The organism is Bacillus sp. FSL R9-9492 (genome assembly GCF_038007365.1).
GTDB lineage: Bacteria > Bacillota > Bacilli > Bacillales > Bacillaceae_G > Bacillus_A > Bacillus_A mycoides.
In genome coordinates this window covers 1,257,244-1,275,095 of record NZ_JBBOXC010000001.1, presented here as the reverse complement: position 1 = coordinate 1,275,095, position 17,852 = coordinate 1,257,244, and the positions used below count along the sequence as shown (strand labels likewise).

The following is a 17,852-nucleotide window of genomic DNA, read 5'->3' as shown; positions in this document are numbered from 1 at the left end:
TAAGAAAGCCTTCCTATTCTTCATAAAAAAAGCCGATTTCATACTATAGAAATCGGCCTACATTTTAGGAGGGAAATTGTTGCGAATTGTCTCAAGCGCACGCTCTTTCACAACCTGTTTCCCATACTCACTTACACGGTGAATCGTTAAAGTAGATTCTTCTCCATATTCTAAAACAATACTTAAAATACGATCAATTTCTTCTTCATCATGTAGCACTTCATCGAATTCCACATATACATAATATCGGTCCTCAAATGAATGTAATTCATCTTTTATATCTTCAAAGATAAGACGATGACTTAATGAAATAACATCTTCAAAATCATTAAACTTAATTAAAAAGCCAAACGTACCATCTTCATTAAAGTTTGTTCCTATTTGTTCTTCTACCTCTTCCACTAATTCTTGCTGGAATAATGATTCGATGCCTTCATCTAGAGGAATGTCTATAATTTTGTCTACACCTATTGGTAGTTCCAGCTTTTGTCCATCCTTTGAAAGCTCCGCTTTCGTTACAAGTACTTCAATCCCTTTATCGACTGCTTGCACTTGGATCCATAACGGCCCATCGATAAAGAAATCATCATGATCACGAGCTTCGTCCATCATCTCCCAAAAGAGCTCTTCACTTCGTTCGCGATCATACCAAATTTCTTCACGATTAAACCCTCTGTCCTCTATATCAATGTACGTAATAAAAAATTTCATCGTATGGTCATTAATTCTTTCAATATCCAAAATACAACGCTCCCTTCCTGCTTAGAATTGTTATGAAGGGATTCCCCACTCATATGACAAAACAATAGATTCTTGTACTCTCATTTTATGATAAGATTCTCCAGAAGGGAAATAAAATCGATTTATTTTACAAAAATAGTTATATACCTATCTGTATTCGACTTTTTACATAAAGTGAAACAATAATCAGTATTTTTTTCATCCTCCACTGATTATTAGCTCGCACCAATCGGAATAAATATACCATTATACCAATTCACTGCTCGCAAAAAATTTGGACATACATTCTCATATTCCCTCGTACACTGTAATAAAGTGAAACTTCTATTAGAGGTGATTATTTTGTCCCTGGGAGCGCGGGATCAAAACTAGACAAACTTTCTTCACCACATACATATATTTCGCTTATTAAAACATCATAAATGGAGGCAGACGAATGGACTTAGAGTTTTTAACATCTGTACTACTGATTGTCGGTATCGATGTTGTACTAGGTGGCGATAACGCAATTGTCATCGCACTAGCTAGCCGAAATTTACCTGAAGCAAAACGAAATAAAGCCATTTTGATTGGTACTATGTTAGCAATTGTGCTACGAATTCTCCTCACGATACTAGCTGTCTATTTACTTGATATCCCATTTTTACAACTCATCGGCGGAATTTTACTCACATTAATTGCGGTCAATTTACTCACTGATAATAACAACGATCTTTCTTCTATCAAAGGAAAAACGACTTTATTCCAAGCTGTGCGTACAATTGTATTCGCGGATCTCGTTATGGGGTTTGACAATGTTATTGCCATTGCAGGAGCAGCTCACGGAAGACTTTCACTCGTAATTATCGGTTTATTCATTTCTATCCCGATTATCATTTGGGGAAGCAAACTTATTTTAATACTCATGGAACGCTTTCCATTTCTCATTTATTGCGGAGCAGCAGTTCTCGCCTATACAGCAGGAAAAATGATTACACATGAAGACAGACTTGCAACGTTTTTTCATCATAATCCTAGTTTTGCCACAAGTATCCCTTATTTGTTCATTTTCACCATTTTATGCATAGGCTTTATCGTTCAACAAGTGCGATTACGTAATGTTAAACAGTAAAAGAAAACCTTCTACTCTATAATAGGTAGAAGGTTTTCATATTATTATAATTAATTTACAAGACGCTGTGCTTCACGTAATTGGAACGTTCTTACTGTACGTGGTAAGAAACGACGGATTTCATCTTCGTTGTAACCTACTTGAAGGCGTTTTTCGTCAATCATAATTGGACGACGTAAAATACCTGGATAGTCACGAATCATCTTATATAAATCTTGAAGTGGTAAAGACTCTAAGTTCACATTCAATTCTTGGAAAACTTTTGAACGAGTAGAAATAATCTCATCCGTTCCGCTTTCTGTCATACGTAAAATCTCTTTAATCTCATCAATCGTTAATGGATCTGAGAAAATATTACGTTCTGTATAAGGAATATGATTTTCCTCTAGCCATAATTTCGCCTTTCTACAAGACGTACAGCTTGGAGAACTATATAATGTTACCATACAAAGCTCACTCTCCTTAAAGAGTACAAATTCTGTACTAATTACAGTTTAAATTTCTAACTTCCGCAATTTTTCGCGATAACTTGTCTTATAGCAAAGTAAAAAATCGCAATTCATGTAAGCAACAATAATTACTTTTAATAAGTAACTTCTATAATCATTATACAATAGTTTTTGCAAGAAATATACAGTGAATTTACTGCTAGTTGAGAAAATTCCTCCGTGTACTCCACTGCTATGCAACATGATTATACTCAGTAAAACTGTCCTTTAACAACGGTCCTCAACCCTTTTGATACTTACTTTCTACAATAATCTTCACTTGATATACAATTACAGTTGCATAATCTTCCCCATTAAAAAGAGAGCGTTTTCTTACCTTTTCCCGACAAAACAATTGAGAAATGTAAGACTCTAAAGGTTAGAAACGAAAAGGAACATTTGTTCTTATTTTAACAAATCTCTCCGCTCATGTCTATATGCTTTCTAAAGTAAATCGAATATTTTTCTGACATTTCTTTCTTTTTTACCATTTATCTCATACAATAAAAATACAGACAGACAAAGGGGGAATTTGCATATGATCGCTTTTTTTACTGATTTTATCATTGTTGCTACCCTCATCATCGGAATAACAGCATTGATTGGTGTCATTACAAATAGCATCGGTGAAAAACTCTTTGGTGGGAAAGAAAAAATGAAGTTTGTTAACAAAAGTTTAGATGTACAATCTGGCTGGAACCAAGTTGGCGGAAAAGGCATTTATAAAAAACGTACGTACTAAAAAAAGCAGGTAATTACCTGCTTTTTTTTGTTATTTTCCTACTGATGCCCATTTGAAGCTTACTTCCCCGCCGTACTTATGGTTGTACATATCTTTAATTGTTTCTCTTTGTAAATATGCTCTACCACGTTGATATACTGGAACAATCGCAGCGTCATCAAGTAACATTTTTTCTGCTTCAAGTAAGTTTTTCCAACGAGCATTTACGTCGCTTCCATCTTTCTTCGCTTTCATAATAATCTCATCGTACTTCGGATTAGAATACTTCATTTTATTTTGTGCCCCATCAGTTACGAACATATCAAGATATGTAACTGGATCTGGGAAGTCTGCACTCCATCCAGAGAATGACATTACAAAGTCGCCCGCATCTTCTAATTTTAGTTTTTGCGCGAATGGTTGTTGTTTAATTTTCACTGTTAAACCTGGTAAATTCTTTTCTAACTCACCTTTTAAATATTCACCAGTTTTCTTCGATAATTCAACGTCTTCATTTAATAGCTCTAATTCAATTTCGTTTTTACCAAGCTCTTTTTTACCAGCTTCCCAATACTTTTTCGCTTCTTTTACATTTGGTTTTACAATATCTCCATTTTCAACACGGAAATCTTTTTTATCCGGTCCTTTAATGAAATTGTCAGGAATTAATCCCGTCGCTGGCTTAGAACCGTTATTTAATAATGTATCAACGAATGGTTTACGGTCAAAACCAAGAGAAATTGCTTTACGAATATTTTTATTTGCTAAAGCTGGGTCTTTTTGATTTAAGCGAAGGAAGAATACAGATGTATCTTCTACCGTTTTGAAATCTGGTTTTCCTTTATATTTATCGATGAACTCTGCTAATAACGTCGCTCGATCGACTGCGTTTGTTTCATATAAATTAATTGGCGTAGACGTATCTTTTACAATATTAAAGTTTACTTCCTCAAGCTTCACTTCTTTATTGTCCCAATATGATGAGCTCTTTGTCATTTTGAAGCTACGTTCATGTTGCCAATCACTTAATGTAAATGGTCCGTTATAAAGTGTTGTATTTGCTTCTAAACCAAACTTCGTCCCTTGCTCTTTCACATACTTTTCATTAACAGGATAGAAGATCGGATAGACCATTAAATCAACAAGATATGGAATAGAATTATCTAATTCTACTTCTAGTGTATGATCATCAATCGCTTTTACACCTAATTGGTCTGGACTCATCTCTTTTTTATTAATTTTCTCAGCATTTTTTATATCGTACATAATGTAAGCCGATTTCGCAGCTGTATCTGGATTAATTGCTCTTTGCCATGCATACACGAAATCTTTCGCCGTTACAGGTTCACCATTTGACCATTTTGCATCTTCACGTAATTTAAATGTATACTTTTTACCGTCTTCTGACTTTTGGAATTCCTTCGCTACACCTGGAACTAATTTATCGTCTTTCCCAAGGCGGTATAGGCCTTCCATCGTATTGTTCATTACTTTTGAAGAAACTGCATCAGCTGATAACGCTGGGTCCATCGTTGGAATTTCTTGTGTTTCAATTAAGTTAATAACTTGCTTCGCACCGCTTTTCCCGCTATCCCCTTTTGCGTTCGCTTGCGGTTCATCTTTTTGGTAGCCACATGCCCCTAAAATCATGCTCATTGCTACTGTTGATGCTACAAAAACTGGTATCTTTTTTTTCATACTTCCACCCTCCAAAAAAAATGTTAGCCCTTTCATTTTCAAACAGAAAGAAATATATATATGTTCTAATAATTCATATTATACACACAAATATATTCTTTGTATATTTATATTTCTATTTTATTAAAATTTTCTGTTAACACTTCGTGCATTTGTAAACGTTTCACACTGCGTTTTTATTGAACTAAAGTGTTAAAAATGATTATTTTTATATTCTTCTAAATTATCAGAGAAAAACAAATTTTATATTCTATAATATCTTACGCATAATTATTCCTCCTTTTTTGTCATAAAATGAAGGTTTATTCATATTGAAAATATGTAGGCTAAAATAAGTGCAAAGGATATGAAAGTGTGTTACGATACACTTTGCTAAAAATAGATATCGGTAAAGAGGGGACGGACATGACAGCAATTCGCTCAAAAAACGGGCCAACAGAGAAATTAAGTTTATTCTTATTAACATGGCCTATTTTTCTAGAAGTTTTTCTTTTTATGCTGATGGGGATCGCTGATACTTTCATGTTAAGTGCATTATCAGACGATGCTGTATCTGGGGTTGGTGCAGCGAATCAATACCTTCATATCGCGATTTTAGTACTAGAAGTCATAGGGAATGGTGCAGCTATCGTTGTATCCCAATACCTCGGTTCTAAACGCTTTATGGAAGCATCAAAAATATCAGCATTAGCCGTCACATTAAATTTAGTGGTCGGACTCATTATAAGCGCTGGTTTTCTTTTATTTTCAAAACATATGATGATGGCAATGAATTTACAAGGCGATGTACTAACGTATGCACAAAGCTATCTATCCATCGTCGGAGGAGCTATTTTCCTTCAAGCTATTATTAACTCATTAGCCGCAATTATCCGCGTTCACGGCTTTACAAAGCAAGCAATGTTTGTTTCGCTTGGAATGAATATTATTCATATCGCCGGAAACTACGTACTTATTTTCGGGAAATTCGGTTTCCCTGAACTTGGTGTGCAAGGAGCCGCGATTTCTTCCGCTGTCAGCCGGTTAATCGCACTTATCGTTTTCTTCTGGTTACTGTACCGCGTTATGGAATACCGTGTGAAATTACAATATTACTTCACTTTATCAAAAGAATACGTTGGCAAAATTTTGAAGATCGGCATTCCATCTGCATTCGAACAAGTCATGTATCAAGCTTGTCAAATTGTCTTCTTATATTACGCAACATACTTAGGTACGGAATCGTTAGCTGCAAGACAATACGCTACTAACATTTCCATGTTCACTTATTTATTCGCCATTGCTATCGGTATGGGAACAGCTATTATCGTTGGACGCCTAGTTGGCGGAAATGAAAAGGATGAAGCTTACACACGCGTATGGAAAAGTGTACAATGGGCGATTGGTGTAACTTTATTTATGGTCATGCTCGTTGTTACATTCCGCACACAATTAATGGGACTATTTACGGATAATCCTCATATTATCGCTCTAGGGGCAAGCGTTCTTTTACTAAGTGTACTACTTGAAACAGGACGGACGATGAACATCGTCATCATTAATTCACTTCGTGCAGCTGGCGATGCAAAATATCCTGTTTTAATCGGCGCATTCTCCATGGTGTTAATGAGCTTACCACTCGGTTACTTTTTCGCCTTCCATTTAGACATGGGGCTCGTTGGTATTTGGCTAGCGATTGCTATCGACGAATGGACGCGAGCAATTATTATGTTCTTCCGCTGGAGAAGTAGATCGTGGGAAAATTATGCACTTGTTAAACCAAATGAGCAAGATGAGAGTGTTTCTGTTCAGGCGCAATAAAATAAAAGTGTTTCTAAATGAAGAAAAAGGCGGCTGGATTTCAGTCGCCTTTTCTTCATTCTTGGAAACTCTTAATTTGCTGTCTTTAAACAGAAAAAGAACTTGGATAAAATCTCTTTATACTAAATTAAGTTTAATTAGTATAAAAAATAGAGCCATCCTTCTGTAATAGAAGAATGGCTCTACTTTATTATTGATAGATTTCTTTATATTTCTTATACTCTGCTTCAGAACATAATACAAAATGTCCTGGGCGAATTTCACGCATTGTTGGTGCTTCCTCACCATATTGATGTTGAGATGGATCGTATACGATACGTTTACGATTGCGCTCATAATCTGGATCTGGCAGCGGAATTGCAGATAGTAGTGATTTTGTATATGGATGCATTGGATTCGCATATAACTCTTCACTTGTTGTCAACTCAACGATTTGACCACGGTACATTACACCAATGCGATCACTAATGTATTTTACCATTGATAAATCATGGGCGATGAATAAGTATGTTAAACCTTTTTCTCTTTGTAACTGTTTCAGTAAGTTTACAACTTGCGCCTGAATCGATACGTCAAGTGCTGAGATTGGTTCATCAGCAATGATAAATTCAGGTTCTACAGCTAGCGCACGAGCGATACCGATACGTTGACGTTGTCCGCCTGAGAATTCATGCGGGAAACGGTTCGCGTGCTCTTTATTTAAACCAACTGTATTTAATAATTCATGAACACGGTCCATACGCTCTTTTTTGCCTTTTGCTAGTCCGTGAATATCAATACCTTCTGCGATAATATCCCCTACTGTCATACGAGGATTTAATGATGCATATGGATCTTGGAAAATCATTTGCATTTTACGGTTGAACTTCTTAAGTTCTGCGCGTGATTTTTTCCCATGTACATTTTCACCATCGAACAACACTTCACCGGCAGTTGCATCGTATAAACGAATGATCGTTCTTCCAGTTGTTGACTTACCACAACCAGATTCTCCTACAAGTCCAAATGTTTCACCGCGGTAAATATCAAATGAAATATCATTAACTGCTTTAACAACACCACCACTCACATCGAAGTGTTGTTTCACATTTTTTACTTCAATTAATTTCTCACGTTGTTTAGTCATGTTGTTCACCTGCTTTCATTTGAAGAATACGTTTTTCAACAACTGCTGGTGGTTTTACTTCTGGCGCCTGCTCATGAAGTAACCAAGTTGCCGCATAATGTGTGTCACTTATTTTAAATAAAGGTGGTTCCATTTCAAAATCAATTTTCAGCGCCTGCGGGTTACGTGGTGCAAAAGCATCACCCTTTGGCGGCTTTAATAAGTCAGGAGGCGTTCCTGGAATCGCATATAGCTCGTCCTCTGAACCATCTAAGCTTGGCATAGATGCGATTAAGCCCCATGTGTATGGATGTTGTGGATTGTAGAAAATTTCATCAACAGTTCCAATTTCAACAACTTTACCAGCGTACATAACCGCAACTCGGTCTGCAACGTTTGCCACTACACCTAAGTCATGCGTAATGAAAATGATTGCTGCTTCTGTTTTTTGCTGAATGTCCTTCATAAGCTCTAGAATTTGCGCCTGAATTGTAACGTCTAGCGCTGTTGTCGGCTCATCGGCAATTAATAATTTCGGATTACAAGCTAACGCCATTGCAATAACTACACGTTGTCTCATACCACCTGAGAATTGGTGAGGATATTGTTTTAAGCGTGCTTCTGGATTTGGAATACCTACAAGGTCGATTAATTCTAAAGCAACTTTACGTGCATCTGCTCTACTCATCCCTTGGTGTTTAATAAGACCTTCCATAATCTGATTACCAATTGTCATCGTTGGGTTTAATGATGTCATTGGATCTTGGAAAATCATCGCAATATCTTTACCGCGTACTTGCTGCATTTCTTTTTCTGTTAGTTTCGTTAAGTCACGACCTTCAAATACGATTTCACCGTTTTTAATACGTCCCGGAGGATTCGGAATTAATCCCATTAACGCTTTAGAAGTAACTGATTTACCAGAACCAGATTCTCCTACAATCGCTAATGTTTCTCCTTTTTTTAAATCAAAAGTAACGCCGCGTACAGCTTGTACTTCACCTGCATGTGTATCAAAGGAGACTTGCAAATCTTTTACCTCTAGCAATGTTTTCATTTTTACTTCTCCCCTCTTTTACTTACGCATTTTTGGATCTAACGCGTCGCGTAATCCGTCTGCAATTAAGTTAAATGCTAAGATTAACATACTGATGACAACCGCTGGGATGAACATCATATGTGGATACGTTTGAATTGATTTATAACCATCATTTACAAGAGAACCAAGTGATGCGAATGGTGGCTGAATGCCTAGTCCGATAAAGCTTAAGAATGCTTCCCCAAATACCGCTGTTGGAATTGTAAACATTGTCATTACGATAATTGGTCCCATTACGTTCGGAATTAAGTGCTTCACAATTAACTGTGTATTCGTTGCCCCTAATGTACGAGATGCTAATACATATTCTTGGTTTTTTAATTTTAGGATCTGTCCACGAACGATACGTGACATCCCTATCCAACCTGTAATTGCCATCGCAAGTGTAATCGACCAAATACCTGATCCCATAATGATTACCATTAAAATAACGATGATTAAGTATGGAATACCATTAATAATCTCCATAATACGTTGCATAATATTATCTACTCTGCCGCCATAGAAGGCTGAAATCCCTCCGTATGCAACCCCAATTACTAAGTCAATCGCTGCTGCTAAAAGAGCGATATATAACGATACTCGTGTACCTTCCCATGTTCTTGTCCATAAATCACGGCCAAGATCATCTGTACCAAACCAGAAGTACTCTTTAATATCACGTTTTTCATATTGGTCAACGCCATATTGATCTGTACCGTCAAATGGTAGCCAATGAACATTTTCAATCAATGGAATTTTCGGTGGCATTTTCGCACGACCTAAATCCTGCTCTTTATAAGAATGCTTACTTATCATCGGGCCTATAATTGCTAATAATATAATAAGCGTTAATAATACGAAACCAAACATTGCACCTTTATGTTGGAACAAACGTCTTCTTACATCTTGCCAAAACGTTAAGCTTGGACGGGCAATGACTTCATTATCAACATTATTTTGATTGGCTTGTTGAAATAAATCTGGAGATAATTTTTGTACATCTTTCATCATTTTTTCCCTCCCGCTAAACGAATACGAGGATCAATAATTCCGTATAAAATATCGACAATGAAAATAACTAAGATGAAGATCGCACTATAGAAAATTGTAGTTCCCATAATAACTGTATAGTCATTCACTGTAATCGATTTAACGAATTGTTCCCCAAGTCCAGGTACAGCGTAAATTTGCTCAATAACTAGTGTCCCTGTAATTAATCCTGCAACCATTGGTCCTAAAATTGTTACAACTGGAATTAATGCGTTACGCAGTGCGTGCTTGATAATGATAACGCCTTGGCTAATTCCTTTCGCTTTCGCTGTTAAAATGTAGTCAGCTTGCATAACCTCAATTAACTCTGCACGAGCGAAACGTGCGATTGTTGCGATAACTGCCATCGATAAGGCAATTGTAGGCATTACTGTAAACTCCGGTCCTTTCCAGAATGCTACTGGGAACCAACCAAGTTTTACTCCTACGAAATATTGTAGTAATGCGGCGAATACGAATGATGGTACCGACATCCCGAGTACGGAAATAATGGTCGCCCCATAATCGACCCACGTATTGTTACGAAGTGCCGCAACGATTCCTAAAATTAAACCGATAAATGTTCCTAATATAATCGCTTGTAAACCAAGTTGTGCTGATGGTCCAATACGATCCACAATCATATCTGTTACTGGGCGATTATCATATTGGAATGATACCCCTAAATCACCTTTTGCTAAGTTACCTAAGTAACGTGCATATTGAACTGGTACTGGATCATTTAATCCATATTTTTCAAGAATGATTTCTTTTTGTGCCGGTGATAGTTTCTCCTGGTTTTTAAGTGGAGAACCCGGTAGTAATTTCATCAAAAAGAAAGTCATTGTAGTAATTAAAAATAATGTCAAAGCCATGTACACGAAACGTTTTAATACATAACGTCCCATAGTCAAGCACCTCCCCGTTTTTCTCAAAAGCAATAAGATAGTTTGAAATATTCTTACTTTTATTTTTTTAAAATAAGAGCACATGCCCATCATAGGCATATACCCTTATTCATGATGGAAACCATTTTTAGTTTTTGAGTTCAACCCACTTATAGCTAAATTCTCCGCCATATTTATGTTCTAATAGGCCTGTAATTGAACTACGTTGTAAATATGCCTTTCCAGGTTGATATACTGGAGCAATCGCTGCATCTTCAAGCAGTTGTTGTTCTGCTTTTAATAGAGCATCCCAACGAGCTTGTACATCTACTTCTGTTTTGGCTTCCTTAATTAGTTCATCATAAGCTGGATTTGCGTAATTCACTTTATTTTGTGAATTACCTGTTGTATACATTTCAAGGAATGACATTGGATCCATATAATCTGGACTCCATCCCGCATATGACATCGCATAATCTCCACTTGCTTCAAGTTTTAATTTTTGTGCAAATGGCTGCATTTTTGTTGAAACTGTTAAACCTGGTAAGTTCTTTTCGAATTGTCCCTTTAAATACTCTCCGATTTTTTTGGCATCATCAGTATCAAAGTTTAATAACTCTAACTCTACTTTGTCTACACCAAGTTCTTTTTTACCAGCTTCCCAATATTTTTGAGCTTCTTTAACATCCTCTTTTATAAGCTTTCCGTTCTCTTCACGGAAGTCTTTTCCGTTAGGTCCTTTTGCCAAACCTTTCGGAACAAAACCATACATTCCTTCTGAACCATCGTTTAAGATAACTTTTCCGATACTTTCACGTTCAAAGGACATCGCAATTGCTTTTCGGATATTTTTATTTGCTAAAAACTTATTTTTTTCATTTAAACGAATGAATTGTGTAGATGGTCTCTTAATTGTTTTAAAATCAGCATCTGATTTGTATTTATCTACAAATTCTGATGTTAATACTACACGATCAATCGCTTTCGTTTCATATAAATTTATAGCAGTTGAACGATCCTTAACAATATTGAAGTTTATCTCCTCAAGCTTCACTTCTTTATTTTCCCAATACGTTGGATTTTTCTTAAGGTGGAAACTTTGTTCATGTTTCCATTCATTTAAAACGAATGGGCCATTATAAAGTGTCGTATTGGATTCTAATCCAAATTTTGTTCCTTGTTCTTTTACAAACTTCTCATTCAAAGGATAAAATGTTGGATAGACTGTTAAACTTACAAAATAAGGAACAGGGTTATCTAATTCCACTTCAAGTGTGTGATCATCAATTGCTTTTACACCAAGTTCCTCAACTGGTAATTCTTTTTTATTAATTTTCTCTGCATTTTTTACATCAAATAGTATGTAAGCAAATTTGGCACCCGTATTTGAATCAACAGCTCTTCTCCAAGAATAAACGAAGTCTTTCGCTGTTACAGGTTCACCATTCGACCATTTCGCATCTTCACGTAATTTAAATACATACTTTTTACCATCTTCTGATTTCTCATAAGATTTAGCGACTCCCGGAACAAGTTTATCGTCTTTCCCCAGACGATACAATCCTTCCATTGTGTTATTCATGATGTTAGAAGATGCTGCATCCGTTGATAACGTCGTATCCATTGTTGGTATCTCAGCAGTTTCTGTTAGATTCAATACTTGCTTATTTGAAGTACTGGATCCTTTCGCGCTTGCCTTATTATCATCTTTTTGATAACTACAGGCTCCTAGCACACTTACTGTCAACGTCGATGCAAGCAATAGCGGTATCTTTTTCTTCATGTTGTGTTGCCTCCCCTAATTGCACTTCCTGTACCCTCACTTGTAGAAAATTAGAATTGAAAGAATAATCTCCAAGTTTCTACAATTTTCATTATACATATAATTAGACGATTGTGAATATAGTTTTTTATTTTTTTGTTAAAATTTTTAATAAAATGTTTATATTTTTAATTTTTTGTAAAGGGATACGTTAACATTGCTACCATCATCTTGAAATTAGAACCTCAATTGCGTATAATTTTCAAAAAATTATTTATATTACTTATTATAACTTTTATAGTATAATAATTCTAGTAATATTTTGACGGAGGGGAATATTTTGAATAAAGTTTTTTTTCATACTTGTATACTATTTTTTGTTGCAATAATCGCTTCTAGTGTTGGCGCATTCTTCGTTTCATCTCATTTTTTGTTGAATTTTGTCAACATCTCATTCTATATTGCATTGGTTTTTATTCTTATAGGTGGTTTTTTATTCATATTTCAAAACGGATTTTTTAACGTAACAATTTACGCATTCCAAAGAGTATTTGGTACGAATAAAAAAATTGACTCTTTAATTGAAGAAGCAGAGGAACCTATCGATAAGAAAGAACGTATTTATAAAACATATTCATTCAAATGGACGTATCCGATTTGTATTACCGGTATCGTACTTGGGTTGTTCTCGATCCTCATTAGCTTTACTATTTTGATGTAGTTTGCAAACACTATCCCATATGATATAATAATCAGCAAAACATTTTGTTATAAAACTTTAGTTCTTTCATATTAAAAGAGCTTAGGTAACAATAAATAAATTTATATGTATGCGATGATAAAGAAGAGTACATATTGGGGCAATTTCAGAGAGCTTGTGGCTGGTGTGAACAAGTAATTGTACAGTATGGAATGGGCTTTTGAGCACCAAACCGAACCGAAAGTAGTAGGCTTTGGCGTTATATCCAGACGTTATTATGGATCTTGAGAGATTTCACAGCTGTGAAATAATTAGGGTGGTACCGCGGTCCATTCGTCCCTATGTAATTTGGGATGAATGGGCTTTTTTGTATGCCTTCTCTTCCCCATCGCACATTCAATTTTAGGAGGAATTACTTATGTCAGTTATCTTTTCTGGTATTCAGCCAAGCGGAACGATTACACTTGGAAACTATTTAGGAGCTATGAAGCAATTTACAGAGCTTCAAAATGAACACGACTGTTATTTCTGTATTGTAAACCAACATGCGATTACAGTACCTCAAGATCCCGTACAACTTCGTAAAAACATTCGCAGTCTTGCTGCACTTTATGTAGCATGCGGCATCGATCCTGAAAAAGCTACTTTATTTGTACAATCAGAAGTACCAGCACACGCTCAACTAGGATGGATTATGCAATCAGTTGCTTACGTTGGAGAATTAGAGCGTATGACGCAATATAAAGATAAATCTTCTGGTAGAGATTCAGTTCCAGCTGGATTACTAACGTATCCACCATTAATGGCTGCTGATATTTTACTTTACAACACTGAAATCGTACCTGTTGGTGATGATCAAAAACAACATATGGAATTAACACGCGACCTAGCAGAGCGTTTCAACAAACGCTTCCGTGAAGTGTTCACTGTTCCTGAAATTCGTATTCCAAAAGTAGGAGCTCGCGTTATGTCATTAACAGAACCTACGAAAAAAATGAGTAAATCTGATCCGAATCCAAAAGCAATGATCAGTATGCTTGATGAACCAAAAACAATTGAAAAGAAAATTAAAAGTGCTGTAACTGATTCTGAAGGTATCGTGAAATTTGATAAAGAAAACAAACCTGGAATCTCTAACTTATTAACAATCTACTCTTCATTCTCTGGAAAGACAGTTGAAGAAATAGAAGCAATGTACGAAGGAAAAGGATACGGAGACTTCAAAGGCGACCTAGCACAAGTAGTCGTAGAAGCAATTCGTCCAATCCAAGACAAATATAACGAACTAATCAACTCACCAGAACTAGACGAAATTCTAGACAAAGGTGCCGAAAAAGCGAACCGCGTTGCATTCAAACAACTACGTAAAGTAGAAAACGCAATGGGATTAAGTAGAAAACGTAGGTAACTTATAAAGCGGAGGCGACTGCTTAGCCCTGACGGCTAAGGTTCTTTCCCACAGAAGGTGCTTTTTACCTTCTCGTGGGGAAGGTTCTTAGACGCGAAGGGCTAGGAGCCGGAGCTGGATTTCTTATAAAGCGGAAGCGGCTCGTTCAGAATGTGAGGGGGATGGAGCTCCTGACGTAGAGGCGGGTTTTGCCTCGCAGGAAGGCGCGAAGCCACCGAACATTCTTGCCGCTGGAGCTAAGTTACAACAAATTAAAAAACCGCCAATTGGCGGTTTTTTTAATTTACCTTCTGCTCATTTTCCATTTCCCATAACTTTTCAAAAAACGGCTGTCCTTTTACAAGGCGCTCACATAATTGCTCGTGCTTCTCAGACCATCCAGTTTTCGCTTCATCATAAAGTTTAGCCCAAACATCTTCAAACTCCATATGTTGGACCATTCCGTACGCTGATGGATCCCACTCTGTGAACCAATAGCGAATTTCAGCTGGATTTTTCGTTGTATGTAATTGATCTAATGCCATAAATAATAATTGTTTTAACTGTCTTTCTTTACGAGTTAGGCCGTTCATAATGAAAGGCGACGGCGATAAAATATGATGTTCTTTTTCAATCTCTTCCACTTGGAACTCATACTTTTCTGCTTGCACATTCTCTACCATCTCATATACCATCTGTTCTTGACGCGGTATAAGCCTACTTTTTCTAATTGGCACATTATAGCCGATTGAATCAATCGCAATAATTCCTTTTCCATCTGTAACTACAAAACAATATTCTTGTTGCAAACGTTCGTGATTTTTACGAATATAAGCCTTATGATATACGTCTTCCAATAATTTTTGCGGAAGCTCTAATAATTCGTTCTCGATGTAATGATATAATGTGGCATCTACTTTTAATAATGGCACTTGATCTAATAGCTCAATCGTATCATCTTTCCGCCATTCGTAAAAATGACAAACGTTATACCCATTCTCTTCACCTTCAAACCAATTTACCCATACATCATGTAGATATAACATTCACTACCCCTCACTTCACTACTGTTTGTACCAATCATTATGTTCAGTTTTGCTTAACTTTATTCCACTTGAGGAAATATATTCTAATTATTATTTTTTCTTCTATAATATTAAAAAAACAGGAGATAGCTCCCCTGTTTTTCATGAAACATGAAATGTATTTGCTTTATTCAATATTTCTTTCGCATCTATAGATAATAAAGAAAGTGTATTTTCTCCTTCAAATGCTACACAATCTTTCACAATATGAAATCCAAGTGCATAGCCAAGCATTTTCGGATACGAGTGCAGTCCATTTAATAAAACATCATGCTCCCTCGTACCTCTCTTTACGCCTATTCGTTCTTGTATTGAATTCCTCCAATAATAAATAGCATCTTCTTTTGAAATGTAAGTAGTCCACGGTGCACATCTTTTTTCTGTATACCTTTCATACACAGCTTGCTCAGCTAACCCTTCCATAATCATCGTATCAAGTAATGTATACTCTGTTTCTTTCGTCTCAATTTGATGTAACCTACATATATGATGGTATTCATGCGTTAATAAAGCTTTTAGTTCCTCTACTGAATTACGTCCACATACGAATAAGAAAATAACGTGACGCATAGATAAGCCAGCCTTCCCGTTATATTCCTCTTGTACAGTTCGATTGTATGAATCTGATAATAAAATAAAGATAGGGACATCTGGACCTTTTAGCCAACCTTTCAATTTTTCATACTCCATGCTAAGTTCTTTCCAAATTTCTTTCTTCTCTAACTCTTTAATTTCCTGCTCCCCCCGCATTACTGGGCGATACATACCTTTAGAGATTAAAAAGCGATACAGCCTCTCTTTTGGCAATGGAATATACTTTGTAAATTTCTCACAAAGCTTCTCTGGACGTCCATAATACAGATGTAACCATTCTGCCGTTTCAACAACCCCCAACCTTCATCCCTCCTTTTCTTATGTATATGCAAAAAAGAAAGGAACGTAAAGGTGATTAAAAATAAATAAGGTGTCTTTTCGTAATACTTTACGAAAAGACACCTTATTGTACATATTATTTATATGCTTTAAATACTAATACTGCGTTATGACCACCGAATCCTAATGAATTACTTAATACAGCTCGCACTTCTTGATGCCTCGCTGTATTTGGTACGTAATCTAAATCACATTCTGGATCTGGTGTTTCATAGTTAATCGTCGGAGGAATTACTCCGTCTGTAATTGATTTAATAGAGAAGATCGCTTCAACAGCACCAGCTGCTCCTAATAAATGACCTGTCATTGATTTCGTTGAGCTAATCGCTACTTTATATGCATGCTCACCGAAAGTTTCTTTAATTGCCATCGTTTCATACTTTTCATTTGCATCTGTACTTGTACCATGTGCATTAATGTAATCAATATCTTTTGGCTCTAGACCTGCATCAGCTAAAGCTTGACGCATCGCACGAACTCCGCCTTCACCGCCAGGAGCAGGCATTGTAATATGGAACGCATCACCAGTTGCACCATAACCAGCAATTTCCGCATAAATGTGAGCACCACGTGCTAATGCGTGCTCTAATTCTTCAAGAATAAGAATTCCTGATCCTTCACCCATTACGAAACCGCTACGATTTTTATCGAATGGGCGGCAAGCCGTTGCTGGATCTTCATTGAATGTTAATGCTTTCGCTGAGCTAAACCCAGCGAATGCCATACTTGTTAATGGCGCTTCTGCTCCGCCTGTTATCATCGCATCAGCATCACCGCGCTGGATTACTTTAAACGCATCACCAATTGAGTTTGCTCCAGATGCACAAGCTGTTACAGAGCAAGTATTAATTCCTTTCGCTCCTGTAGCGATTGACACTTGACCTGCTGCCATATCTGGAATCATCATTGGTACGAAGAATGGGCTCACGCGGCGCGGACCTTTTTCAGTAAAAATCTTAAATTGTTCTTCGTATGTTTCCATACCACCAATACCAGAACCAACCCATACACCAATGCGTGGTGCATTTTCTTCTGTAATTTCAAGCTTCGCATCTGCAACTGCCATTTTGGCTGCTGCTACTGCATATTGCGTAAAGCGGTCCATACGGCGCGCTTCTTTTTTATCTATATATTTTTCGACTTCAAAGTCGTTAATTTCTGCTGCTACTTTTGCAGGAATTTGTTCTGAATCTATTCTTGTAAGTCGTCCGATTCCGGATACACCGTTTTTAATGTTTTCCCAAGCTGTTTCAACATCTGTTCCGATCGGTGTAACAGCTCCTAGCCCTGTAATTACGACCCTCTTTTTTTCCATACAAAATAC

16 protein-coding genes and 1 other annotated feature are annotated in these 17,852 nt (G+C 36.5%); of the genes, 5 read left to right on the top strand and 11 right to left on the bottom strand.

Annotated features, from left to right (window positions below; translation table 11 throughout):
* Positions 1-57: 57 nt before the first annotated feature.
* Positions 58-741 carry an adaptor protein MecA gene (mecA, locus tag MKY70_RS06430; protein WP_002030378.1) on the bottom strand — a complete coding sequence of 228 codons (684 nt, stop codon included), beginning with the start codon at positions 739-741 and terminating at the stop codon, positions 58-60.
* A 436-nt stretch (positions 742-1,177) separates the two neighbouring features.
* Here mecA and MKY70_RS06425 point away from each other — a divergent pair, with 436 nt between their 5' ends.
* Positions 1,178-1,852, top strand: coding sequence for a TerC family protein (locus MKY70_RS06425; RefSeq protein ID WP_044437786.1), 675 nt, complete (start codon positions 1,178-1,180; stop codon positions 1,850-1,852).
* A gap of 50 nt (positions 1,853-1,902) precedes the next feature.
* On the opposite strand, the gene spx is transcribed toward MKY70_RS06425, so the two are convergent.
* On the bottom strand, positions 1,903-2,298 hold the full coding sequence (gene spx, locus MKY70_RS06420) for a transcriptional regulator Spx (RefSeq protein WP_002011348.1): 396 nt from the start codon (positions 2,296-2,298) through the stop codon (positions 1,903-1,905).
* Between the two features lie 580 nt (positions 2,299-2,878).
* On the opposite strand from spx, the gene MKY70_RS06415 reads away from it, so the two are divergent.
* On the top strand, positions 2,879-3,082 hold the full coding sequence (locus MKY70_RS06415; RefSeq protein ID WP_000559981.1) for a hypothetical protein: 204 nt from the start codon (positions 2,879-2,881) through the stop codon (positions 3,080-3,082).
* Positions 3,083-3,112: 30 nt separating this feature from the next.
* On the opposite strand, the gene MKY70_RS06410 is transcribed toward MKY70_RS06415, so the two are convergent.
* Positions 3,113-4,759: a peptide ABC transporter substrate-binding protein gene (locus MKY70_RS06410; protein WP_002140829.1), complete on the bottom strand. Its 1,647-nt coding sequence runs from the start codon at positions 4,757-4,759 to the stop codon at positions 3,113-3,115.
* A 354-nt stretch (positions 4,760-5,113) separates the two neighbouring features.
* Here MKY70_RS06410 and MKY70_RS06405 point away from each other — a divergent pair, with 354 nt between their 5' ends.
* The gene (locus MKY70_RS06405) at positions 5,114-6,559 is read left to right on the top strand and encodes an MATE family efflux transporter (RefSeq protein WP_002166144.1); all 1,446 of its coding nucleotides are present in this window, start codon (positions 5,114-5,116) and stop codon (positions 6,557-6,559) included.
* A gap of 190 nt (positions 6,560-6,749) precedes the next feature.
* On the opposite strand, the gene MKY70_RS06400 is transcribed toward MKY70_RS06405, so the two are convergent.
* The 5 genes from MKY70_RS06400 to MKY70_RS06380 form a co-directional block, all read right to left on the bottom strand.
* A complete protein-coding gene (locus tag MKY70_RS06400) occupies positions 6,750-7,685 on the bottom strand; it encodes an ABC transporter ATP-binding protein (protein ID WP_002086978.1) in 936 nt (311 codons plus the stop codon).
* Positions 7,678-8,721, bottom strand: a complete 1,044-nt coding sequence (locus MKY70_RS06395; RefSeq protein ID WP_088035101.1) for an ABC transporter ATP-binding protein — start codon at positions 8,719-8,721, stop codon at positions 7,678-7,680. The genes MKY70_RS06400 and MKY70_RS06395 overlap by 8 nt, the downstream gene beginning before the upstream one ends.
* 18 nt (positions 8,722-8,739) lie before the next feature.
* A complete protein-coding gene (opp3C, locus tag MKY70_RS06390) occupies positions 8,740-9,756 on the bottom strand; it encodes an oligopeptide ABC transporter permease (RefSeq protein ID WP_088035103.1) in 1,017 nt (338 codons plus the stop codon).
* A complete protein-coding gene (opp3b, locus tag MKY70_RS06385) occupies positions 9,753-10,682 on the bottom strand; it encodes an oligopeptide ABC transporter permease (RefSeq protein WP_088035105.1) in 930 nt (309 codons plus the stop codon). Before opp3b ends, opp3C begins: the two co-directional genes overlap by 4 nt.
* A gap of 127 nt (positions 10,683-10,809) precedes the next feature.
* Positions 10,810-12,444 (bottom strand): peptide ABC transporter substrate-binding protein, encoded by a 1,635-nt coding sequence (locus MKY70_RS06380; protein ID WP_113733644.1) that lies wholly within the window; start codon positions 12,442-12,444, stop codon positions 10,810-10,812.
* A gap of 319 nt (positions 12,445-12,763) precedes the next feature.
* On the opposite strand from MKY70_RS06380, the gene MKY70_RS06375 reads away from it, so the two are divergent.
* The gene (locus tag MKY70_RS06375) at positions 12,764-13,144 is read left to right on the top strand and encodes a DUF3899 domain-containing protein (RefSeq protein WP_341023711.1); all 381 of its coding nucleotides are present in this window, start codon (positions 12,764-12,766) and stop codon (positions 13,142-13,144) included.
* Between the two features lie 105 nt (positions 13,145-13,249).
* Positions 13,250-13,467, top strand: a binding site (T-box leader).
* A gap of 74 nt (positions 13,468-13,541) precedes the next feature.
* Complete coding sequence (gene trpS / locus MKY70_RS06370; RefSeq protein ID WP_000110999.1) at positions 13,542-14,531, top strand: tryptophan--tRNA ligase; 990 nt, start codon at positions 13,542-13,544, stop codon at positions 14,529-14,531.
* Positions 14,532-14,809: 278 nt separating this feature from the next.
* Here the strand turns inward: trpS and MKY70_RS06365 are convergent, their stop codons facing one another.
* From MKY70_RS06365 to fabF, 3 genes are all read right to left on the bottom strand, one after another.
* Positions 14,810-15,556, bottom strand: a complete 747-nt coding sequence (locus MKY70_RS06365; RefSeq protein ID WP_002030367.1) for a YjbA family protein — start codon at positions 15,554-15,556, stop codon at positions 14,810-14,812.
* Positions 15,557-15,697: 141 nt separating this feature from the next.
* Complete coding sequence (locus MKY70_RS06360) at positions 15,698-16,489, bottom strand: DUF2268 domain-containing protein (RefSeq protein WP_002030365.1); 792 nt, start codon at positions 16,487-16,489, stop codon at positions 15,698-15,700.
* A gap of 115 nt (positions 16,490-16,604) precedes the next feature.
* Positions 16,605-17,843 (bottom strand): beta-ketoacyl-ACP synthase II, encoded by a 1,239-nt coding sequence (gene fabF, locus MKY70_RS06355; protein ID WP_002030364.1) that lies wholly within the window; start codon positions 17,841-17,843, stop codon positions 16,605-16,607.
* Positions 17,844-17,852 lie beyond the last annotated feature (9 nt).

Bases quoted from the DNA above. Each gene is read 5' to 3' on its own strand.
- MKY70_RS06425 (WP_044437786.1), top strand. From the start codon at position 1,178: ATGGACTTAGAGTTTTTAACATCTGTACTACTGATTGTCGGTATCGAT.
- spx (WP_002011348.1), bottom strand. From the start codon at position 2,298: ATGGTAACATTATATAGTTCTCCAAGCTGTACGTCTTGTAGAAAGGCG.
- MKY70_RS06415 (WP_000559981.1), top strand. From the start codon at position 2,879: ATGATCGCTTTTTTTACTGATTTTATCATTGTTGCTACCCTCATCATC.
- MKY70_RS06410 (WP_002140829.1), bottom strand. From the start codon at position 4,759: ATGAAAAAAAAGATACCAGTTTTTGTAGCATCAACAGTAGCAATGAGC.
- MKY70_RS06400 (WP_002086978.1), bottom strand. From the start codon at position 7,685: ATGACTAAACAACGTGAGAAATTAATTGAAGTAAAAAATGTGAAACAA.
- MKY70_RS06395 (WP_088035101.1), bottom strand. From the start codon at position 8,721: ATGAAAACATTGCTAGAGGTAAAAGATTTGCAAGTCTCCTTTGATACA.
- opp3C (WP_088035103.1), bottom strand. From the start codon at position 9,756: ATGATGAAAGATGTACAAAAATTATCTCCAGATTTATTTCAACAAGCC.
- opp3b (WP_088035105.1), bottom strand. From the start codon at position 10,682: ATGGGACGTTATGTATTAAAACGTTTCGTGTACATGGCTTTGACATTA.
- MKY70_RS06380 (WP_113733644.1), bottom strand. From the start codon at position 12,444: ATGAAGAAAAAGATACCGCTATTGCTTGCATCGACGTTGACAGTAAGT.
- trpS (WP_000110999.1), top strand. From the start codon at position 13,542: ATGTCAGTTATCTTTTCTGGTATTCAGCCAAGCGGAACGATTACACTT.
- MKY70_RS06365 (WP_002030367.1), bottom strand. From the start codon at position 15,556: ATGTTATATCTACATGATGTATGGGTAAATTGGTTTGAAGGTGAAGAG.
- fabF (WP_002030364.1), bottom strand. From the start codon at position 17,843: ATGGAAAAAAAGAGGGTCGTAATTACAGGGCTAGGAGCTGTTACACCG.